The organism is Nonomuraea sp. NPDC003804 (assembly GCF_040610675.1).
Taxonomy (GTDB): Bacteria; Actinomycetota; Actinomycetes; order Streptosporangiales; family Streptosporangiaceae; genus Nonomuraea.
Window position 1 is genome coordinate 1 of sequence record NZ_JBEXMT010000041.1, and the last position, 21,261, is coordinate 21,261.

At 71.1% G+C, this 21,261-nt stretch carries 20 protein-coding genes; 11 read left to right on the top strand and 9 right to left on the bottom strand.

What is annotated here, in order from left to right:
* Both ABZX22_RS39350 and ABZX22_RS39355 read left to right on the top strand, forming a co-directional pair.
* A partial coding sequence (locus ABZX22_RS39350) for an ATP-binding protein (RefSeq protein WP_354920304.1) occupies window positions 1-1,768 on the top strand: 1,768 nt, incomplete at its 5' end.
* A gap of 3 nt (window positions 1,769-1,771) precedes the next feature.
* Window positions 1,772-2,404 (top strand): response regulator, encoded by a 633-nt coding sequence (locus ABZX22_RS39355; RefSeq protein ID WP_354920307.1) that lies wholly within the window; start codon window positions 1,772-1,774, stop codon window positions 2,402-2,404.
* A 40-nt stretch (window positions 2,405-2,444) separates the two neighbouring features.
* Here ABZX22_RS39355 and ABZX22_RS39360 read toward each other — a convergent pair whose 3' ends face one another.
* The 5 genes from ABZX22_RS39360 to ABZX22_RS39380 form a co-directional block, all read right to left on the bottom strand.
* On the bottom strand, window positions 2,445-3,410 hold the full coding sequence (locus ABZX22_RS39360; RefSeq protein WP_354920310.1) for an NAD(P)-dependent alcohol dehydrogenase: 966 nt from the start codon (window positions 3,408-3,410) through the stop codon (window positions 2,445-2,447).
* A gap of 206 nt (window positions 3,411-3,616) precedes the next feature.
* Window positions 3,617-4,567: a permease prefix domain 1-containing protein gene (locus ABZX22_RS39365; protein ID WP_354920313.1), complete on the bottom strand. Its 951-nt coding sequence runs from the start codon at window positions 4,565-4,567 to the stop codon at window positions 3,617-3,619.
* Entirely contained in the window at window positions 4,564-4,899 is a 336-nt protein-coding gene (locus ABZX22_RS39370) for a PadR family transcriptional regulator (protein ID WP_354920316.1), read from the bottom strand. The genes ABZX22_RS39365 and ABZX22_RS39370 overlap by 4 nt, the downstream gene beginning before the upstream one ends.
* 87 nt (window positions 4,900-4,986) lie before the next feature.
* A complete protein-coding gene (locus ABZX22_RS39375; protein WP_354920552.1) occupies window positions 4,987-6,321 on the bottom strand; it encodes an NYN domain-containing protein in 1,335 nt (444 codons plus the stop codon).
* A gap of 173 nt (window positions 6,322-6,494) precedes the next feature.
* Window positions 6,495-8,837 (bottom strand): sigma-70 family RNA polymerase sigma factor, encoded by a 2,343-nt coding sequence (locus tag ABZX22_RS39380; protein WP_354920319.1) that lies wholly within the window; start codon window positions 8,835-8,837, stop codon window positions 6,495-6,497.
* Between the two features lie 142 nt (window positions 8,838-8,979).
* On the opposite strand from ABZX22_RS39380, the gene ABZX22_RS39385 reads away from it, so the two are divergent.
* A complete protein-coding gene (locus ABZX22_RS39385) occupies window positions 8,980-9,639 on the top strand; it encodes a hypothetical protein (RefSeq protein ID WP_354920322.1) in 660 nt (219 codons plus the stop codon).
* The gene (locus ABZX22_RS39390) at window positions 9,636-10,175 is read left to right on the top strand and encodes an orotate phosphoribosyltransferase (protein WP_354920325.1); all 540 of its coding nucleotides are present in this window, start codon (window positions 9,636-9,638) and stop codon (window positions 10,173-10,175) included. Before ABZX22_RS39385 ends, ABZX22_RS39390 begins: the two co-directional genes overlap by 4 nt.
* A gap of 22 nt (window positions 10,176-10,197) precedes the next feature.
* On the opposite strand, the gene ABZX22_RS39395 is transcribed toward ABZX22_RS39390, so the two are convergent.
* Both ABZX22_RS39395 and ABZX22_RS39400 read right to left on the bottom strand, forming a co-directional pair.
* Window positions 10,198-10,638: a hypothetical protein gene (locus ABZX22_RS39395; RefSeq protein WP_354920328.1), complete on the bottom strand. Its 441-nt coding sequence runs from the start codon at window positions 10,636-10,638 to the stop codon at window positions 10,198-10,200.
* 43 nt (window positions 10,639-10,681) lie between these two features.
* Complete coding sequence (locus tag ABZX22_RS39400) at window positions 10,682-11,377, bottom strand: VTT domain-containing protein (RefSeq protein ID WP_354920331.1); 696 nt, start codon at window positions 11,375-11,377, stop codon at window positions 10,682-10,684.
* Between the two features lie 114 nt (window positions 11,378-11,491).
* Between ABZX22_RS39400 and fbaA the strand changes: the two genes are divergently transcribed.
* Window positions 11,492-12,502, top strand: a complete 1,011-nt coding sequence (gene fbaA, locus ABZX22_RS39405; RefSeq protein ID WP_354920334.1) for a class II fructose-bisphosphate aldolase — start codon at window positions 11,492-11,494, stop codon at window positions 12,500-12,502.
* Window positions 12,503-12,964: 462 nt separating this feature from the next.
* On the opposite strand, the gene ABZX22_RS39410 is transcribed toward fbaA, so the two are convergent.
* On the bottom strand, window positions 12,965-13,369 hold the full coding sequence (locus ABZX22_RS39410; RefSeq protein ID WP_354920337.1) for an NUDIX domain-containing protein: 405 nt from the start codon (window positions 13,367-13,369) through the stop codon (window positions 12,965-12,967).
* A gap of 166 nt (window positions 13,370-13,535) precedes the next feature.
* On the opposite strand from ABZX22_RS39410, the gene ABZX22_RS39415 reads away from it, so the two are divergent.
* The 4 genes from ABZX22_RS39415 (at window position 13,536) to ABZX22_RS39430 (ending at window position 17,572) form a co-directional block, all read left to right on the top strand.
* Window positions 13,536-14,522: an aldo/keto reductase gene (locus tag ABZX22_RS39415; protein WP_354920340.1), complete on the top strand. Its 987-nt coding sequence runs from the start codon at window positions 13,536-13,538 to the stop codon at window positions 14,520-14,522.
* Window positions 14,523-14,640: 118 nt separating this feature from the next.
* Window positions 14,641-15,051 carry a DUF3151 domain-containing protein gene (locus ABZX22_RS39420; protein WP_354920343.1) on the top strand — a complete coding sequence of 137 codons (411 nt, stop codon included), beginning with the start codon at window positions 14,641-14,643 and terminating at the stop codon, window positions 15,049-15,051.
* A 96-nt stretch (window positions 15,052-15,147) separates the two neighbouring features.
* Window positions 15,148-16,431, top strand: a complete 1,284-nt coding sequence (locus tag ABZX22_RS39425; protein WP_354920346.1) for an adenylosuccinate synthase — start codon at window positions 15,148-15,150, stop codon at window positions 16,429-16,431.
* Between the two features lie 235 nt (window positions 16,432-16,666).
* The gene (locus tag ABZX22_RS39430) at window positions 16,667-17,572 is read left to right on the top strand and encodes a glycerophosphodiester phosphodiesterase family protein (RefSeq protein WP_354920349.1); all 906 of its coding nucleotides are present in this window, start codon (window positions 16,667-16,669) and stop codon (window positions 17,570-17,572) included.
* A gap of 54 nt (window positions 17,573-17,626) precedes the next feature.
* Here ABZX22_RS39430 and corA read toward each other — a convergent pair whose 3' ends face one another.
* Entirely contained in the window at window positions 17,627-18,694 is a 1,068-nt protein-coding gene (gene corA / locus ABZX22_RS39435) for a magnesium/cobalt transporter CorA (RefSeq protein ID WP_354920352.1), read from the bottom strand.
* 494 nt (window positions 18,695-19,188) lie between these two features.
* On the opposite strand from corA, the gene purD reads away from it, so the two are divergent.
* Window positions 19,189-20,409 (top strand): phosphoribosylamine--glycine ligase, encoded by a 1,221-nt coding sequence (purD, locus tag ABZX22_RS39440; protein WP_354920355.1) that lies wholly within the window; start codon window positions 19,189-19,191, stop codon window positions 20,407-20,409.
* A complete protein-coding gene (locus tag ABZX22_RS39445; RefSeq protein ID WP_354920358.1) occupies window positions 20,406-21,242 on the top strand; it encodes a phosphoribosylaminoimidazolesuccinocarboxamide synthase in 837 nt (278 codons plus the stop codon). The genes purD and ABZX22_RS39445 overlap by 4 nt, the downstream gene beginning before the upstream one ends.
* Window positions 21,243-21,261: the final 19 nt, after the last annotated feature.

The window sequence follows — 21,261 nt, forward strand, 5'->3', positions numbered from 1 at the left end:
GGTGGAGGGGCGGCCGATAGTCCTCGACGACGTGCCGGCCGGGTTCATCACCATCGACAGCGGGCTCAGCCAGTCCACGCCCGCGCAGATCGTCGTGCTGCCGATCCTGTTCGAGAGCCGCGTGCTCGGCGTGCTGGAGCTGGCCTCCTTCACCAAGTTCGGCGAGGTCCACCTCGACTTCCTGACCCAGCTCGTCGAGACCATCGGCGTCACGATGAACACCATCATCGCCAACTCCCGCACCGAGGACCTGCTGAAGGAGTCGCAGCGCCTGACCACCGAGCTGCAGGAGCGCTCCGACGAGTTGCAGCGCCAGCAGGAGGAGCTGCGCCGGTCCAACTCCGAGCTGGAGGAGAAGGCGGGGCTGCTGGCCAAGCAGAACCGCGCCATCGAGATCCAGAACTTCCAGATCGAGCAGGCCCGGCGCACGCTGGAGGAGCGCGCCGAGCAGCTGGCCGTCTCCTCGCGCTACAAGTCCGAGTTCCTCGCCAACATGTCGCACGAGCTGCGCACCCCGCTCAACAGCCTGCTCGTGCTGGCCAAGCTGCTGACCGAGAACGCCGAGGGCAACCTCACCTCCCAGCAGGTCGAGTTCGCCCGCACGATCCACGGGGCGGGCTCGGCGCTGCTGCAGCTCATCAACGACATGCTCGACCTGTCCAAGGTCGAGGCCGGGCGCATGGACATCCATCCCGCCCAGCTGTCGCTGCCGAAGCTGGTCGACTACGTCGAGGCCGCCTTCGCGCCGCTGGCGCAGGACAAGGGGCTCGCCTTCATCGTCGAGGTGGATCCCCGGGTGCCGCAGGAGCTGCGCACCGACGAGCAACGCCTGCAACAGGTGCTGCGCAACCTGCTGTCCAACGCGGTCAAGTTCACCCCCAAGGGCGAGGTACGGCTGCGCGTGGTGCCCGCGCCACGCGAGGTCGACTACGACGACGACACCCTGCGCCTGGCCGACGACCTGATCGCCTTCCAGGTGGTCGACACCGGCATCGGCATCGCGCCGGACAAGCTGGAGATCATCTTCGAGGCGTTCCGCCAGGCCGACGGCACCACCAGCCGCAAGTACGGCGGCACGGGTCTCGGCCTGTCGATCTGCCGGGAGATCGCCAGGCTGCTCGGCGGCGAGATTCACGTCGACAGCGAGCTCGGCGCCGGCAGCACGTTCACCCTCTACCTGCCGACCGACTACGCGGGCCCGCTGGTCGCTCGCGACGGCGGGGCGGCCCGCAGGCAGGTGCTGACCATGCAGGTCGAGCAGCAGAGCCCGATGGTCGTGCCCGAGCCGCCGATGCCGCTCGACCTGCCGCTGCCCGAGGTCGTCCAGCCGGCGAGCAGGCAGCAGTGGCAGGGCGACGACCCGCTCGACGGCGCCAAGATCCTCATCGTCGACGACGACATCCGCAACGTGTTCGCGCTGACCAGCGTGCTGGAGCGACACGGCTCCACGGTCGTCTACGCGGAGAACGGCCGCGAGGGGATCGAGCAGCTCGAGCGCAACGAGGACGTGGCGCTCGTCCTCATGGACATCATGATGCCGGAGATGGACGGTTGGGCCACGACGTCGGCCATCCGGCGCATGCCGCAGTTCGCCGATCTGCCGATCATCGCGCTGACCGCCAAGGTCATGCGGGGTGACAGGGAGAAGAGCATCGCGTCCGGCGCCTCCGACTACGTGCCGAAACCGGTCGACGTCGACCAGCTGCTCGAACGGCTGCGCGGTTGGCTCAGCCGAGGGCGGGTGTCCGACACGGCGGAAGAGGCGTAACACATGGCAGAACGGGCCAAGATCCTCCTGGTCGACGACCGCGAGGAGAACCTCATCGCCCTCGAGGCGATTCTCAGCTCGCTCGACCTGACGCCGGTGCGCGCCAAGTCGGGCGAGGAGGCGCTCAAGGCGCTGCTCGGCACCGAGTTCGCGCTGATCCTGCTCGACGTGCGGATGCCGGGCATGGACGGGTTCGAGACGGCGGCGCACATCAAGCGGCGCGAGCGTACCCGCAACATTCCGATCATCTTCCTGACCGTCGTCGACAGCGCCCCCGACTACGCCTTCCGCGGCTACGCGGCGGGCGCGGTCGACTACCTCACCAAGCCGTTCGACCCGTGGGTACTCAGGGCGAAGGTGTCGGTGTTCGTCGAGCTCTACAACATGCACAAGCGGCTGACCGAGCAGGCGGCGCTGCTGCGCGAACGGCTGGCGGGCGAGCTGCCGCCGGGCAACGGCACCGCCCAGCCCGCCGTGCTGCCCGAGCTGTCGAGGCGCCTGACGGCCGTGGAGGACGAGTTGGAGCGGGTGCGGGAGCTGGCCCGCAAGTCGGCCGACCCGTCGCTCTCCGCGCCGCTGTCGGATCTGTCCGAACGGGTGGCGCACCTGCGCGCGGGCTTCGACGCCCTCAGCTGAGGGCAGCGCCGGTCGTGGTCGCGCGGCCGGTCCCGCCGGATCATACCGTGAGCACGATCTTGCCGCCGGCGTTCCTCCCCTCGAGGAGGCGTAGCGCGTCGGCGGCCTCGGCCAGCGGAAGCGTCCGCGTGATCGCCGGGGCGATCTTCCCCGCCGCGACGAGTCCGGCCAGGTGGTCCAGGTCCTCGACGCTGCGCCTGACGATCAGCCCGCGCAGCTTCTGGCGCAGGAACGGCGAGGTGACGGCCACGGCGAGCAGCCGCGGCAGCGGGCCGAGCACCGCGCCCCGGGTGCCGTTGGAAGAGATGTAGACCCCCTCAGGGGCGAGCACCCGGCGGAAGGCCGACAGCGAGTGGTCGGCCGCCAGGTCGATGATCGTGTCGAAGCGGGTCGAGCCCCGCGTGACGTCCTCGCGCGTGTGGTCGATGACGTGGTGGGCGCCGAGCGAGCGCACCAGGTCCACGTTGCGGGTGCCGCAGACGCCGGTGACCTGCGCGCCGAGCGTCCTGGCCAGCTGGACGGCGAAGCTGCCGACCCCGCCGGAGGCCCCGTTGACCAGCACCGTCGTGCCGGGCCCCACCTGGCCGAGGCGTACCGCCTGGAGGGCGGTCGTGCCCGCGACCGGCAGGCTGGCCGCCTGCTCGAACGTCACCCCGGCAGGCTTGCGCACCAGGTTCGCTTCCGGCGCCGCCACGTACTCGGCGAAACCCCGCTGGTCCATCTCGCCGCACACCTCGTCGCCGACCTGGAAGCCGGTCACCTTGGCGCCGACCTGCTCCACGGTGCCGGCGATGTCGCGGCCCAGCACGGTCTTCCTGGGGCGGCGCAACCCGAACCAGGCGCGGGCGATGTACGGCGAGCCGCGCATGACCAGCCGGTCGGCGGCGTTGACCGAGGTCGCGCGGACCCGCACGAGCACCTGGTCGTCACCGATGGCGGGCCGGTCGACGTCGGTGTAGCGCAGGACGTCGGCCGGGCCGTACTTCTCGTAGACGATCGCTTTCACGGAGGCTCCTCTTGTCGGGATCAGCTCTCAGGACGGGACGGTTTCCGGGCAGGGGTGATCGCGCCGGCGGGCTCGCCCGGCGCGGCGGGAGTCGGGGCAGGGGTGGTCACGCCGGCCGGTCTTCCGGCGTGGCACGGGTCAGGACAAGTGGTCGCGCCGGTGGGCTCGCCCGGCGTGGCGGGGATCGGCTCGGGCGGGGTGGTCGCTCAGCGGCGGAGCGCTCGGGTGAGCCCTTCGACGACGGTGTGGATGATCGTGCCGACGGAGATCACGATGAGTCCGGTGTGGATCCAGCCGGGGACGCTCGACGGCCATCCCGCCGCCGCCACGAAGGCCGGGTTGAGCACCCGGTGGGTCGCCGCGAGCCAGATCAGCATGACGGCCGCGGGGACGCCGACGAGCGACCTCACGACGGCGACGGGAACGCTCCATTTCAGGTAGTACCCCGCGAAGGAGAAGCCGAGGCTCGCGATCACGAGGGCGATGAAGAGGTGGACGAGGCCGGTCTCCCACAGCCAGGGCGACAGCACGCCGACGGGGTGGCCGTTGGCGTCGGTCTCGGGGCTGACCACCGGCGAGAGCAGGATGAGCGTCGTGAAGAGGACCGTGAGCACGGTCTCGGTCACCAGCTCGCCGTAGCGGGCGCGGCGGCTGGGCGGTTCGGGGAGGGCTGCGGGGGTCCATCGCCGGGCCGCCGCCCGGCGGAGGGCGGGCGTGCGTTCGAGGATCGCGAAGACCAGCGTCGTCCAGAAGGCGATGTGGACGCCGGTGGTGAGCGCCGCGCCGAAGGTGTCGCCGAGCACGGTGAGAGGGGTGCCGCCGTTGAGTCCGCGCACGAGCCCGACGGTCGCGGCGACGACGGGCACGATGGTGGCGAGCAGGGCGGTCAGCAGCCGCGTGTAGTCGAGGAAGAGCGCGGGGCCGATGAGCTGGAGCGGGCGGTCGGCGTAGCCGGCGGCCAGCCGTACCGGATCGCCGAGCTCGGCCAGCACCGCGCGCTCGGCCTGGGCGGGATCGGCTCCGGTCTCCAGGTGGTCGTCGACGGCGTCGGCGATCGAGGCGCGCAGTTCCTTCTCGATGTCGGGGCGCTGCCGGGCGGGCAGGCGGCTCAGGGCCGCCTCGACGTAGCGGTCGGTGAGGCTGCTCGCGATGGTCATGACTCGCCTTTCAGGGTGCGCAGCGCGGTGTCGAGCTCGTCCCAGTCACGGCTCAGGGTGTCGGCGAGCGCGGTGCCGGCGTCGCTCGTGCGGTAGAACTTGCGCGGCCGCGACTCCTCGGTGTTCCAGTCGCTGGTCAGCAGCCCCTGCTTCTCGAGCCGGCGCAGGAGCGGGTAGAGGGTGTTGGCGTCGACGGCGAAGCCTTGCCGGTCGAGCAGGTCGAGCAGCGCGTACCCGTAGTTGGGTCGCTTGAGGATGAGCAGGCACGCGAGCACGACGGTGCCGCGCCGAAGCTCCTGCAGGTGCACGGAGAGCAGCTCATCGTCTAGCATGCGACTCACAATAGTGTGTGGCACACACTATTGCAACGCACGACCCCCCGGAGGGGGCGCAACGGGCCCCATCCCAGGGGTGGTGGTCTACCGGCGGGCGCGCTCCAGCGCATCCCAGAAGCCGCGGCGCAGCGCGTGGCGGACCTCGTCGTGCAGCAGGAAGTCGATCGGCAGCGAGGAGCCCTGCAACAACCGCGCCTCCAGGTCGGACGGCATGCGCGGCTTGCGGGCCAGCACGGCCTCCAGCCACAGCGCGGGCGCGTCGCGGGCTACGGACTCGCCGAAGTCGTGCCCCTCCTTGTGCGCCGCTTTCACCGCGTCGGCCAGGGTGGTCGCCCCGCCGGCGGCGGGGGCGGCCGTGGCGGCGACGGGGGCGGGCTGCGGCCCGGTGTACGGGCCGAGCTGCGACGGCTGGTAGGCGCCGGGCGGCGAGGAGTACTGGCCCGTGGTCTGCATCGGGCCGGTCGGGCCGTGCGAGACCGGAGGAGTGTGCGAGACGGGCGGAGTGTGCGACACCGTCGGACTGTGCGAGACGGCCGGCGCGGCGGGCGCGGCCGGCGCGGGCTGTACGGGCTGCACGGGCTGCACGGGCTGCGCGGGCTGCGGCTGCGGCGCGGACGGCGGCTCCGCCTGATAGCTCGGATAGGCGGGCAGCGCGGGCGGCGGCGTCTGCGCCAGGCTCGGCGCGGACGGCGCCGGCGCGGACGGCGTGGCCGGGGGCAGCTGCTGGCTCTGCGCGGGCGCGCCGGGCAGGTGCGCGGCGTGGTTGGCGGACTGCACGGCCGGCGCCGGAGACTGGGCCGGCGGTGCCTGCGTGCTCGGCGGAAGCGCGTGGGCGGCCTGGCCGTTGCTGACGGGTTGGGCGCCGTTGACGGCCTCGGTGGTGCCGGAGACGAGGTTGACGTAGGGCCGCAGGTGGACGCCACCGATCTCGATGAGGTCGTCGCTTTCCTGGCGCAGCGACCGCGACACCGCCCAGCCGCCGTCGGCGGCGATGTGGACGACGGTGACCCGGATGCCGAGATCCTGCGCGTCGCAGACCACCTGGGCCAGGTCCTCGTCGCCGCTGACCACGACCGCGTCGCAGATCGCGCTGTTGCGGGCCAGCGTCATCAGGTCGCGGTGCACCTGGGCGTCGACGCCCTCACGGCGGCCCGGCCTGATGCGCGAGAGGCGGAGCTTCAACCCGGGGATGTCGGCGAGCACGTCGTGCTCGGGCGTCCGCCTGCCCTCGACCGTGGCCTCGTACCAGTAGCACCGCAGCAGCGGCAGGCCCGTGCGCTCGCGCGACAGGTTGGTCATCAGCTGCAGCAGACCCGGGTAGTCCCACGAGACGGCCTCGCGATGGCGGGTCCCATGCACGGCCATCGCGCCGTCGGCCAGCAGATAGCCGGCGTCGACGAACAGCGCGCAGCGATCCACTGACACCGCCCCTTTCTTCTGGCCCGACCCCTACCGGCTCCGCACCGCCAGAGCCGGGCTCGGCGGCCCACTCTCAGGGTAATGAAGCATCTGATCGTTCGAGGGTGAATCCCGGCGAATCGGCGTGACGCCAGCGGATTCCCGCAGACCGTACCAGTTTGTCCAGTTCGCGGTCACGACCTGGCAGGCACGCTGACGGCCGCCACGCCGAACAGGACGACGTCGCGTTTCGTCGAGATCGTCAGTGCCGGGCGGTCCGGCAACTCGGAGCTGAAGGAGTCGACGTCGACACCGAACGTCATCCCCGCCGCGCCGTTGGCGGAGCTGTCGAAGACGTTGTCCGCGTCGCGGTCACCACCGGTGGAGGCGCCGGCCGACACCCGGTCGCCGTGGAGGTCGGCATCGCCCTCCCAGGTCACCAGCTCGATGTCGGCCGGGCTCGCCGCCGGGAACAGCCCGCCGAGCGGCAGCTCCAGTCGCGGCTGCGCACCGCCGACGACCGTGGCGGTGTCGAGGACCACCGCCTGGCTGTACGGCCGGCGCGGGTCGGTGGCGATCACCACGAGGCTCCACCCCGCGTGCTCGGAGACCCCCTCCCGCATCGGCGCGTCGGCCGCCCACCACGCCCCGGCACTCCTGCCGTCGCTGACCAGCTCCGTCACGTCGGCGAAGGCCTGGTAGGCCGAGCCTGTGGGCAGTTCCCGTTCCGTCACCTGGTCGGGGAGGACCGTCCGGTAGCGCCTGGACCCCGCCGCCCTGAACTTGATCGGGCCCGCCTGCCGCACGCTGGCCGACCAGTAGAGCCCCGCCCAGACGACCCGCCCGCCGTCCGGCAGCTCCAGCCAGGCACCGCTGGAGGAGTCCGTCGACGGCACGTCGTCGGCGTCGACGGACCGCATCGGCCACAGGTCGTTGTCGCGCCTGCCGCTCTCCCTTGCCAGCCGCGCCTCCCCGCATCCCTCGCGCTCGGGCGGGCAGGTCAGCAGCGTGTTGCCGACCGCCTTGACGACGACCTTGCCGTCCGTGGCGAACCGCGCGGCCGCCCCCTCAGCCTTCACCCCCGCGCTCGCGCGCGCGTCGACGTTGACGCCGCCCGAGGAGATCCGTACGGCCGGGCCCGTCCCCTCGGGAGCATTGGCGGACACCTGGACCCGTAGGAAGACGGCCGTCGACCGGCCCGCGGCCAGCGGGCCCCGCACGCACCTGGCGCCGCCGCCCGCCGGGGCGCACGACCAACCGTCGACCGTGCCGACGGGCTCGACGACACCGGCCGCGCTGCCCCTCGCCTGGGCGGGGACCAGCGTCACGCCTGGCGGCAGGTCGACCAGCGCGACGAGCTCGTCGCTGGCGGAGCCGCCGGTGTTGCGCAGCCGTACCGCGACGATGCCGGGCTCGGACTTGATCAGCGCGCCGAGCGGATGGATCGAGGCCCGGAGCCAGGGCGCGCCCTGCCGCTTGGCGGTGACGGGCGCGTCGGCGGGCGGCGGCACCAGCCGCGGCCGGAGTCTGGGCCTGGGCGCGGATGGTGCGGTCGGGGGTGGCGCCGGCGAGGACCTGACGGCGGCCGCCGGCTGCATGTGGGCGGCCGGCAGCGGCTTGTCGTCGGCGGCCAGGACCAGGACGGCCGCCGCCGCCACCGCCACGGTGGCGCCACCCGCCACCGCGGCCTGGCGGCCCTTGGGCACCCGCCTGATCCATCCGAGCGTGGACAGCAGACCGCTGTCCGTGGCGCCCGTCCTGGTCAGGCCCGCGACGTAGGCGGCGTAGGCGGGTCCGGCGACCAGGGGGCCGACGACGGTGCGCAGGCACTGGTCGATGTCGGCCAGGTCGAGCAGGATCTCCCGGCATTCCGCGCAGTCGTCGACATGGTGGTCGACGCTCCTGCTCTCCCGCTTGGACAACCCGCCCCGCACATGGACGTCCAGCCTGCCGAGCACGGGCCGGCACGGCTGGCGCGGTCGCCCCGCCAGATGCAGCTGCACGTACGCCTGGCGCAGCCCCTCCCTCGCCCGGTAGGCCAGCGCCGCCACTCCGTTGGCCGACAGGCCGAGCATCGGGGCGATCTCGGCGGGCTTGGCGCCCTCGACCTCGGTGTGCCAGAGCACGAGCCGCCAGCGTTCGGGCAGCGACTGGAACGCCCTGGCGACCAGTGACCTCTCCAGCCCGGCCAGCGCGGGATCGACGAAGGGCACGCCGGGGTCGAACGCCTCGATCTCCCCCGTGGTCACCTGGCGGCTCTCCACGCGACCCCTGTCGTAGACCGTGCGGCGCACGACCGTGAGCAGGTACGGCCGGAAGGCCGCCTCCGGCCCGCCGCCGCGCCCGACCAAATCAATGATCTTGGTGAAGGACTCCGCGACGACGTCCTCGACCGCGTCCTCGCCCCTGACCAGCTGGCGGGCCAGCGAGCGCGCGGCGCCGACGTGTCGCTGCCAGAGCTCGCCGAACGCGGCCGCGTTGCCCGCACGCGCGGTGCCAAGGAGATCCGCATCACTTCGCGGTGATTCGACACTCATAGTGACCTCACGATTACCTGGAGTTGCCGAACGCATCATTCCGCATTCCGCGTCATGACTAACCCCTAAGACCGTCTTTGACTGCGAGAGGTCTGCCGGAGAGGAGGAGTGGCGCTTCCGTCGGCCGAGCGCCGCGCATCAGATGGGTGAGAAGGATCCGCAGAGACTGTCCGTGCTGTGGCGCGCGGCCAGCATGGCCGCCGGCTGGGCCGTACCCGGCGACTGGTGGACGCCTGCCGTCGAGCAGACGATCAGGGCGGTGACCGGAGGGCAGGGCCTGGCCCGCGCCTGCATGGCCCTCGGTGACGCCCGCGCCCGCGCAGGCGTCGGCATCGCCGAGGGCATGACGGACCTCGCCGCGCTGTTCCACGCCCGCGGCGAGGCAGGGCCGCCGCTGGCCGCCCTGCGCTCCTTCGCCAGCGGATGGGTGGAGGCCGAACTGGCGCCCATGGCGGACCTGCGCTGCGAGGACCCGCTGACCGGCCTGGTCGGCCTCGCCTACCTGCGCACCCGGCTGGCCGAGGTCTACCGGGAGGGCGTCGCCCGCCGCCACCGCCTCGTCGTCGTCACCCTGACCGTCACCGACGCGTGGGACCGCATCGCCGCCATGCTGCGCCTGGCCGCCCTGCTGCGGGAGGTCTTCCCCCGCGGCGAGACCCTCGTACGGCTCGGCCCCGCCCGAGCGGGCGCGCTGACCACCAGGCCGGCGACCCGGCGGCTGCGGCAGGCCGGCGCCGTCGACGTCCTGACCCTCCCCGACCGCTATGGTGACGCGCTGGCGACCCTAAGCTTGTGGGCATGAGTGACCGCGAGAACCTGCTGGCCGAGATCCTGAAGAAGGCCGTCGTGCACGGCAAGGTCGTGCTCTCCTCGGGCATGGAGGCCGACTTCTACCTCGACCTGCGGCGCATCACGCTCGACGGCACGGCCGCGCCGCTCGTCGGCGGGGTCATGCTCGACCTCACGGCCGACCTCGACTACGACGCTGTCGGCGGTCTCACGCTGGGCGCCGACCCCGTCGCCGGTGCCATGATGCACGCGGCCGCCGCGCGGGGCCGTGCCCTCGACGCCTTCGTGGTGCGCAAGACGCAGAAGACGCACGGCATGCAGCGCCGGATCGAGGGCCCCGACATCGAGGGCCGCAGGGTCCTCGTCGTCGAGGACACCTCCACCACCGGCGGCTCCCCGCTGACCGCGGTCGCCGCGGCCCGCGAGGCGGGCGCCCACGTGGTCGCCGTCGCCACCATCGTCGAGCGCGGCGCGGCGGGCAGGATGGCCGAGGAGGGCATCGAGTACCGCAGCGCCTTCACCTTGCAGGACCTGGGACTGAACGGCTGAGGGAGCCCCTCTCCCGCGGGCCTCACCCCGCGGGGTCCTGGGCCGAGCGCGTGACGGAGAACGTCTCGCGCTGACCCGCCCTGCCCGGCGGGCGGGGTTCGCCGTTCACGGTGACCTTCACCGTGCCGGCGTCCTCGAGGGCGACGTCGAGCTCGGCCTCGAAGAACGAGATCTCCTCGCCGCTGGTCAGGTCACGGTCGTTGAGCACGTCACCGCCGGGCACCCTGACCAGCACCGGCGGGCAGGTCTGCGCCGCGCACACGATGGAGAGCGTCGGCACCCGGCCCGAGGCCGTGACCGTCTGCCGCGGCGTCGCCGACGGCCGCGGCGCGGGGTCGGCGACCGACAGCACGGCCATGAGCGAGCGGATCCCGAGGAACACCAGAGCCACCAGCAGGACGGCCCCCACGCCGATCAGCGCCAGGCGGGCCGTCCCCATCGGATCGGTTCGATGCCGTCCCACAAGGGGGAGGGTAGCCAACGAGGTGGCCGCCCTCCGAGCGGCATCACGGAATGCGGTGGTGTTTGCCCTGCGGCTCGGGAACCGAACGGCCGCCGGCCCTGCGGCTCTTCACGACCTCGACGATGATCGGGATCACCGAGATCAGCACGATGAGGAAGACGCCGGGCAGGATGTACTTGTCGATCTGCTCCGGGTCGACCTGGTTGCCGAGGAAGTGGCCGATGAACAGCATGCTCTCGACCCACAGCAGGCCGCCGACGACGTTCCACACGAAGAACGTGCGCGCCGGCATCTCCAGCACGCCCGCGACCGGGTTCATGAACGTGCGGACGATGGGCACGAACCTGGCGATCACCACGGCCTTGGCGGGACCGAACTTGTCGAAGTAGTACTCGGCCTTGTCGACGTGCTCGCGCTTGAACAACCGCGAGTCGGGCTTGTCGAACAGCTTGCGCCCGACCTTCGCGCCTATCAGATGGCCCAGTTGCGCGCCCGCCACCGCGCACAACGGGGTGCCGATGACCAGCACGGGAAACGACAGCGGCTCGATGCCGATGCCCTTGGCCGCCGCGGCGGAGCTGAAGATGCCCGCGGCCACCAGCAGCGAATCACCCGGCAGGAAGAAGCCGATCAGCAGACCCGTCTCCGCGAAGATGATGGCGAGCACGCCGATGGTCGCGAACGCGCCGAGCATGGTGAGCCACCATTGCGGGTCCACGAGGTCCAGGATCGATTCCACGGGGTGAGCCTACCTGGAGGGTGGCCTTCATCGGGCGTGCGTTGTCACTACCCCAGCGGGTAAGGAGCCGGAATACTGGGCACGCAGGCCGAATACATTCCAGGGAGCTGAACCATGCCTATCGCGACTCCAGAGGTCTACGCCGAGATGCTCGACCGGGCCAAAGCGGGCGGGTTCGCCTACCCGGCGATCAACGTGACCTCGTCGCAGACCTTGAACGCCGCCCTGCGCGGATTCGCCGAGGCCGAGAGCGACGGGATCATCCAGGTGTCCACCGGTGGCGCCGAGTTCCTCTCGGGCGCCACGGTGAAGGACATGGTGTCCGGAGCCGTGGCCCTGGCCGAGTACGCCAAAGTGGTGGCCAAGAACTACCCCGTCACCGTGGCGCTGCACACCGACCACTGCCCCAAGGACAAGCTCGACGGCTTCATGCGGCCGTTGATCGAGCTGTCCCTTGAGCGGGGTGGCGACCCGATCTTCAACTCCCACATGTGGGACGGCTCCGCCGTACCGCTGGAGGAGAACCTGTCGATCGCGCGCGAGCTGCTCGACAAGTGCCACCGGGCGAACATCGTCATGGAGATGGAGATCGGCGTCGTCGGCGGCGAGGAGGACGGCGTCGTCGGCGAGATCAACGAGAAGCTCTACACGACGGCCGAGGACGCGCTGGCCACCGCCGAGGCCGTCGGCATCGGCGAGAACGGCCGCTACATGCTCGCCGCGACCTTCGGCAACGTGCACGGCGTCTACAAGCCGGGCCACGTGAAGCTGCGCCCGACGGTGCTGAAGGAGATCCAGGAGGCGGTCGGCGCCAAGTACGGCAAGGAGAAGCCGTTCGACCTGGTCTTCCACGGCGGCTCCGGCTCGCTGCTGGAGGAGATCCACGAGGCGATCTCCTACGGCGTGGTGAAGATGAACATCGACACCGACACGCAGTACGCCTTCACCCGGCCGATCGCCGACCACATGTTCCGCAACTACGACGGGGTGCTGAAGGTCGACGGGGACGTCGGCAACAAGAAGGCCTACGACCCCCGCTCGTACGGCAAGACGGCGGAGGCCGGTATGGCGGCCAGGATCGTGCAGGCCTGCCAGGACCTGAAGTCGGCGGGCACCAAGCTCTGACGACCGGGCGGTGACGAGCCGGTCCGCGGGCGGACCGGTGCGGTGACCCGCTGACCCGCGGGCGGACCGCGGGCGTGCGAGGCGCCCGGCGCGTGACGCCGGGCGCCTGCGGGTCCTCGGTCAGGCGCGGACCAGGACGGTCTCGCTGCGGGCAGGTGATCCCCGATATGTGCGGCCGGCCCGCCGGTGCGCGCCTCGGCGGGTCCGAGCTGGTCGGCGGGTCGTGCGGCTGCCCGGATGTGCCGTTCTCCGCGTGCGATGTCCGCGTCGCACGACCCAGGTCTTTTATAGAGGTATTGGGTTACTTATCCCTTTCATCCGGCTTGCAGGGGCGGACCGTCACGCCTGCGGGGGCGGCGGGCCGGCCCACTGGTGGGCGCCTCCCCGGTGGACGGCGGCGTAGACGCGGTCGCGCAGCGCGCCCTAGCAGTCAAGATCTCCGCGCGTCGTGACCGCACGGACTCAGTCGAGCAGACCCGCCGCCCTGAGGTCGTCGAAGATCAACTGGTCGACGGGCGCGATCCGGTCGCGGTCGGCGTACGTCAGCCAGACGACCTCCTCGATCTCGCTGCCGGGCGCGAGCGTGCCGCGGTAGTCGCCGCTGTAGCAGGCCATGCGGACCAGCACGCCGTCGGGGTGTCCATGCGCCTGGGCCTCGTAGACGCCCAGGCCCGCGATGGTGTCGGGCTGGATCTCGACGGTGAGCTCCTCCTCGATCTCCCGCAGGAGCGTCTCGGTGTCGCTCTCGCCCTCTTCGCGCTTGCCGCCGGGAATGTAGTAGACGTCCTTGCCCCGGGAGCGTGTGCTGAGGATCCTGCCGCCTTCCAGCCGTACCCACGCCACCTTGTCGATGACCGTCGACATCATGCTCCCTCCCGTGCCCTGAGCCGCTTCACCGCACCTTACCGACCGATGATCGTCGCAGGGGTGAAGCCGGACAGATCGGCCCTATCCGAGCTTGACCTGGAGCGCACTCCACGTCCCAGACTCCCGTACAGGAGCCCGGACGAACGGGCCGTACCGGAGGAAGACCATGAAGTACCGCACCATCGGCACCGACCCGTCGACCCGTCGCGAGGTGAGCGTCCTCGCCCTCGGCGCGATGCTCTTCGGCTCGGTGACCGACGAGCAGACCTCCTTCGCCGTCCTGGACCGCTACGTCGAGGCCGGCGGGACGTTCATCGACACCTCCGACAACTACGCCTTCTGGGTCGACGGCGGGCAGGGCGGGCAGAGCGAGGAGCTGCTGGGCCGGTGGCGGCGCAGCCGCGGCATCGGCGAGGAGATCGTCATCGCCACGAAGCTGGGAGCGCGGCCCCTCGCGCCCGGCACCAGCTACGTCGACAACGCCGAGGGGCTGTCGGCGAAGGTCATCAGGGAGTCGGCCGAGCGCAGCAGGGAACGCCTCGGCGTGGACCGGCTCGACCTGCTCTACGCGCACATCGAGGACCGCGCGGTCCCGCTGCGCGAGACGGTCGAAGGCTTCGCCGAGCTGGTGGCGGAGGGCACCGTGGGCCTGCTCGGCGTCAGCAACCACGCGATCTGGCGGGTGGAGCGGGCCCGCGCCATCGCCGCGGCGGCGGGACTGCCCGGCTACGAGGTCCTGCAGTACCAGCACAGCCACCTGCGCCCGCGCTTCGACGTACCCGAGTCGATCTTCGTGGACGGCAGCCTGGGCCACGCGGGAGCCGAGTTGCTGAGCTACCTGCGGGCCGAGCCCGGCCTGACCCTGGTCGCCTACTCGCCGCTGCTCGGTGGCGCCTACGCCAGGCAGGACAAGCCGCTGCCGCGCGACTACGACCACCCCGGGACGCCCGCCCGGCTCGCCGTCCTGCGCGAGGTCGCCGAGGAGACCGGGGCGACGGTGAACCAGGTGGTGCTGGCCTGGCAGATCGGCGGCGGCTTCCCGGTGATCCCGCTGGTGGGGGCGTCGTCGGTGGCCCAGCTGGACGAGAGCCTGGCCGCGGTCGACCTCGAGCTGACCGAGGACCAGCGCGTACGGCTGGACGCGGTTCACTAGACAGGGAGGGGCGGCCGCGACCGTCACAGGTCCGGCCGGCCCCGCGCCGGTGAAGGTCCGTGTACTGCGACAAAGATCTCCTAGCCACTTCCGCCGCCCGACGGGTATGACTTGTCCTATGGATAACCTTCTCGCCGGGCCGCCCCCGACTCACCTGCCGGACGTGCCCGAGGCCCGAGAGGCGCTGGAATCCGGCGCTAAGGCGTCCGACGTGGCGGCGCGCTACCCCGCCTACCCGGCGGCATGGGCCGCGCTCGCGGACGAGTACTTCGCCAACGGTCACGCCGTCACCTCCTACGCCTTCGCCCGCACCGGCTACCACCGTGGGCTCGACCAGCTGCGCCGTCACGGGTGGAAGGGGCACGGGCCGATCCCGTGGGAGCACGAACCCAACCGCGGCTTCCTGCGCTGCCTGTATGCCCTGTCCAGGGCCGCCCAGGCGATCGGCGAGAAGGACGAGGCGGAGCGCTGCTCGCAGTTCCTGAAGGACAGCAGCGCCGAGGCCTACGACGCGCTCACCAAGAGTTAGCGCTTGGGACGTTTGGGCATACTCGGGTAGTCTCTCCACGCAAGAGCCCCTGTCGCGCTTGCGCCAGGGGTTTTCGTTTTGCTCGGGAGAGATACCATGCCGGCTGTCGTTGTCTTGGGCGCCCAGTGGGGCGATGAGGGCAAGGGAAAGGCCACCGACCTCCTCGGCGGTGCCGTCGACTACGTGGTCCGCTACCAGGGCGGTAACAACGCGGGGCACACGATCGTCATCGGCGACCAGAAGTACGCGCTGCATCTGGTGCCCACCGGCATCCTGTCGCCTGACGTGATCCCCGTGATCGGCAACGGCGTGGTGATCGATCCCGGCGTGCTGCTGTCCGAGCTGGACGCCCTGGCCGCGCGCGGCATCTCCGCCGAGCGCCTGCTGATCTCGGCGAACGCGCACCTGATCATGCCCCACCACAAGGCGCTCGACAAGGTGACCGAGCGCTACCTCGGCAAGGCCAGGATCGGCACGACCGGGCGCGGCATCGGCCCCGCCTACGGCGACAAGATCTACCGGATGGGCATCCGCGTGCAGGACCTGCTCGACCCGGGCATCCTCGCCAAGAAGATCGAGGTGGTCCTCGGCGAGAAGAACCAGGTGCTGACCAAGGTCTACAACCGGCGCGGCATCGACGCGCAGCAGGTGCTGGAGGAGTACCTCGGCTACGCGGAGCGGCTCAAGCCGCACATCGCCGACACCTCGCTGGTGCTGAAGAAGGCGCTGGACGAGGACAAGTTCGTGCTGCTGGAGGGCGGCCAGGGCACGCTGCTCGACATCGACCACGGCACCTACCCGTTCGTCACGTCGTCGTCGCCGACCAGCGGCGGGGCGTGCGCCGGCGCGGGCATCCCGCCGAACCGTCTCACGCGGGTAATCGGCATCCTGAAGGCGTACACGACCCGCGTCGGCTCGGGCCCGTTCCCGACGGAGCTGACCGACGAGGTGGGCGACTGGCTGCGCACGACGGGCGGCGAGTACGGCGTGACGACGGGGCGCAACCGCCGCTGCGGCTGGTTCGACGCGGTCATCGCCCGTTACGCCACCCGGATCAACGGCGTCACCGACTTCTTCCTCACCAAGCTGGACGTGCTGTCGGGCCTGGAGCGGATCCCGGTCTGCGTGGCCTACGACGTCGACGGGGTGCGCCACGACGAGATCCCGATGACGCAGACGGACTTCCACCACGCCAAGCCGATCTACGAGGAGTTCCCCGGCTGGCAGGAGGACATCTCCAAGGCCAGGTCGTTCGAGGACCTGCCGCCGAACGCCCAGGCGTACGTGCGGACGCTGGAGGAGCTGAGCGAGTCGCGCATCTCGGCGATCGGTGTCGGCCCCGGCCGCGACCAGACGATCGAGCTGCACTCCCTGGTCTGACCGGGCCTCCGGTCCCCGCCGTCACGCCGTCCCGAAGGGGGCGGCCGACGATCCCGGCGTGACGGCGGGGCGGCGGCGGCGCTGGAGCGGCGTGATGGACGGGCGCCGGCCGGTGACCACGGTGCGCCTAACTATGCGATAGCCGTACAAGATAGAAAGAAGCCGAGAGAGCGGGACAAACAGCTACCGGCGTGGCTGTCGCGCCAAGGTGCCGGACGGGCGGTAGGGTCCCGGTGTGCATGCCGAAATTCACGGTCACCGGGGTGCGAGAGGTCTCTGGCCCGAGAACACCCTGCCCGGGTTGAGCCATGCCATGGAGCTGGGCGTCCACGCGCTCGAGCTCGATGTCGCGCTCACCGCCGACCGGCGCCTGGTGCTCACACACGACCTCACCGTCTCCGCCGTGACGAGCGCGGACACGCGGCCGCTGACCGCACAGGACCCGCTGTTCCCCTACGTGGGCAAGCCGATCAACACCCTCACCCACGCCCAGCTGCGCATGCTGGACGTCGGCGTGCGGCTGCCCCGGCATCCCGACGACCCGTTCGCGCTCACCCAGAAGTCCATGCCGGACACGCGCATGCCGACGTTCGGCGCGGTGCTCGGGCTGGTGAACGCCTACGACGCCGCCACGGTGCGGCTGCACGTCGAGCTGAAGTCGGATCCGACCAGGCCCGAGCTGACGCCGGACCCGCTGGAGTTCACCGAGCTGGTGGTGGCCGAGCTCGACCGGCACGGCAGGCTCGGCAACGCGGCCGTCCTCAGCTTCGACTGGCGGATCATCGGGCACGCGGCCCGGCTCGCGCCCGAGACCCCGCGGTTCGCGCTGATCGAGCCCGACACCCTGCACTGGCACGACGACCTGGGCGACGACATCCCCGCCGCGGCGCGCGCCGCCGGCGGCACGGCGCTGTCGCCCGAGCACGTGATGGTGGACGAGACGCTGATGAGCCAGGCGGCGGCCGCCGGGCTGCCCGTCGTGGTGTGGACGGTGAACGACGCCAGGACGGCCGCGCGCCTGCTCGACCTGAACGTGGCGGGCGTCGTCACCGACTACCCGGACCGGATGCGCGCGTTGTGGGAGGAGCGCGGGCTCCCCCTCCCCCGCCCCGTCAGCCCTCTCAAGCCGGTGGGCGTCTGACCTTCGGCTCGGGCGCGACGCCCTCCGGCCGTTACGGCGGAGGGCACGCGCGGCTCAGAGCCAGCCGTTACGGCGGAAGCCGCGGTACAGCAGCGTGCAGGCCATGACCATGACGCCGATCACCACGGGGTACCCCCACGTCTGCCGGAGCTCCGGCATGACGTCGAAGTTCATCCCGTAGATGCCCGCGATCATCGTGGGCACGCTGATGATCGCCACCCAGGACGAGATCTTGCGCATGTCCTCGTTGGCGAGGGTGTTGGAGCGGGCGAGCGCCGCCTGCAGGATCGAGTTGGCGAGCTCGTTGCTCGACTCGACCTGCTCGCACACCCTGGCCAGGTGGTCGCTGACGTCGCGGAAGTACTCGCGCATCTCGCTCGGGATGACGCGGCGCTGGGGCAGGGTGGCCATCGGGGCCTGCAGCGGGGTGACGGCGCGCTTCATCTCCAGCATCTCGCGCTTGAGCTGGTAGATGCGGTTGATGTCGCGGGAGCTGACGTCGGCGAAGACGGTGGCCTCGACCTCTTCGAGCTCGAGCTGCATGAGGTCGGCGACCTGGAGGTAGCGGTCGACCACGTGGTCGGAGATGGCGTGCAGGACGCCGGTGGGGCCGCGGTTGATCAGCTTGGGCTTGTCCTCGAGCTTCTCGCGCACCTCCGACAGCGGGCAGTGGCGGCCGTGGCGCACGGTCACGACGAAGTCGGCGCCGAGGAAGACCATGATCTCGCCGGTGGCGATGATCTCGCTGGTCGCGGTCAGCTCGTCGTGGTCGAGGTAGGCGATCGTCTTCAGCACCATGAACAGGGAGTCGCCGTAGCGCTCGATCTTGGGCCGCTGGTGGGCCTTGACCGCGTCCTCCACCGAGAGGGGGTGCAGGCCGAACACCTCGGCCAGCCACTCGACCTCGGGCGCCTCTGGCTCGTGGAGGCCGACCCAGACGAACGCCTTGGGTCCGTCGCTGTCGAGGTTGTGCTGCCGGACGAGCTTGAGCGACTCGACGATGCCGTCAGCGTCGATCTTCTTGCCGTTGACGTAGGCGCCGTACTCGACGATGGAGTCAACGGGGGGAACGCAGGAAGCACCCAGCGGCTTGGCCAGCTGGCGCGCGGTGTGCACGGGCACGGGGTGACGGTTGATGCGACGGAAAATGGTGGACGAGCGCATGGCAGTCCCTTCCCGCCCGACCTGGCACGGTCCACGCAGGACGAAAGATCACCTCAATCTGGAGATGCGTGGAGGCACGATCAGGCTGCCGAATTGGAGTGGTCGGGGGTGCGCACGATGATCGTGCGCGGGCGAGTACTGCTCGGATCACCAGGATTCATCCCGGACCACCTCCAATCACACAAGACGCCGCAAAGCCGACCCAAACTACCACAGGCCGGTAACCCCCCACACCTTACTCGGGTCAGACCGGCTGATCGCGTAGAACGTCACAAAGATTCGTCCCGATTCCCGCACATCCGCTCCTCGACCACGTGGCCACGCCTCCGTCCGTCCCGTGGCGCGGACCGCCCCGGGGGGCGCTTCTCGACGGTTGCGGGAGCGGTGTCCCCGCGGCGGCGAGAAGGCCACGCGAGTGTGAGGGGCGCAGTGCGAGCTGGGAGAATGAGCGGGTGCGCGTTCTTGTGATTGGATCCGGCGGGCGGGAACACGCCCTGTGCCGCTCGCTCAAACTCGACCCCCAGGTTTCCGAGCTCCACTGTGCGCCGGGCAACGCCGGCATCGCGGAGATCGCGACCCTGCACGACATCGTCCCCACCGACTCCCAGCAGGTCGCCGGGCTGGCCGAGAAGCTCGGCGCCGACCTGGTCGTCGTCGGGCCCGAGGCGCCGCTGGTGGCGGGCGTGGCCGACGCGGTCCGCGCGAGCGGGATCCCCTGCTTCGGCCCCGGGCGCGAGGCGGCGATGATCGAGGGCTCCAAGGCGTTCGCCAAGGAGATCATGCAGGCCGCGGGCGTTCCCACGGCGCGGTCGCGCACCTGCGCGACGCGGGAGGAGGCCGAGGCGGCGCTCGCGGAGTTCGGCGCGCCGTACGTGGTCAAGGACGACGGGTTGGCGGCCGGCAAGGGCGTGGTCGTCACCGACGACCACGCCGCGGCGCTGGAGCACGCGGAGGCGTGCGAGCGGGTGGTGATCGAGGAGTTCCTCGACGGCCCCGAGGTGTCGCTGTTCGCGCTGTGCGACGGCGCGACGGCCGTGGCGCTGCAGCCGGCCCAGGACTTCAAGCGCGCCTACGACGGCGACCAGGGCCCGAACACCGGCGGCATGGGCGCCTACACGCCGCTGCCGTGGGCGCCCGAGGGCCTGGCGGAGCAGGTGATGCGCGAGGTCGTGCACCCGACCGTGAGCGAGCTGGCGCGGCGGGGCCTGCCGTACAACGGGGTGCTCTACGTCGGGCTGGCGCTGACGTCGAAGGGGCCGAAGGTCGTCGAGTTCAACGCGCGCTTCGGCGACCCCGAGACGCAGGTCGTGCTCGACCGCCTGGAGACGCCGCTGGCGGGGGTGCTCATGGCGTGCGCGACGGGCACGCTGGCCGAGCAGCCGCCGCTGGCCTACCGCGCCGGCTCGGCGGTGGCCGTCGTCGTCGCGGCGGAGAACTACCCGGCCGACCCGGTGAAGGGCGACGTGATCACCGGCCTGGAGCCGACGGAGCACGCCTACGTCCTGCACGCCGGCACGGCGGTCAAGGACGGGCGGACGGTCTCCGCGGGCGGCAGGGTGCTGGCCGTGGTCGGCACGGGTCCCGACCAGCAGAGCGCCAGGAACAACGCCTACGAGCTGGTCGGCAGGGTCAGGCTGCGCGGCTCCCACTACAGGACGGACATCGCCCGATGAAACACCTGCACTCCGGCAAGGTTCGCGACCTCTACGAGACCGACGAGGGCCTGCTGCTGATGGTCGCCTCCGACCGGATCTCGGCCTTCGACCACGTGCTGCGCCCCGACATCCCCGACAAGGGGGCGATCCTCACGCAGCTGTCGCTGTGGTGGTTCGAGCAGCTCAAGGACATCGTCCCCCACCACCTGGCCGGTCCCGCGCCCGACACGCGCAGCATGGTGTGCAAGCCGCTGCGCATGGTGCCGGTCGAGTGCGTGGCGCGCGGGTATCTGGCGGGCGGGGGCCTGGCCGACTACCGCCGCGACGGTGCCGTCTCCGGCGTACGGCTGCCGCAGGGCCTGGAGGACGGCTCGCGGCTGCCCGAGCCGATCTTCACCCCGTCCACCAAGGCCCCGGTCGGCGAGCACGACGAGCCGATCTCCTTCGACGAGGTGGTGGCGCAGGTCGGTGAGGAGACCGCGCACGAGATCCGCAGGATCACGCTCGCCGTCTACGAGAGGGGCGCGGAGATCGCCCGCGAGCGCGGCATCATCCTCGCCGACACCAAGATCGAGCTCGGCTGGGACGCCGACGGGGTGCTGACGCTGGGCGACGAGGTCCTCACGCCTGACTCCTCCCGCTTCTGGCCGCTCGACGAGTGGCAGCCGGGCCGCGCGCAGCCCTCATTTGACAAGCAATATGTCCGTGATTGGCTAACTTCGCCGGAATCTGGATGGGACAAATCATCCAGTGAAGCGCCGCCGCCTCTTCCCGCCGAAGTGGTCGAGCGGACGCGCCGGCGCTATGTCGAGGCGTACGAACGCCTCACAGGACTCTCCTTTACCGGGTAGTCACGGGGCGAATCGGCCG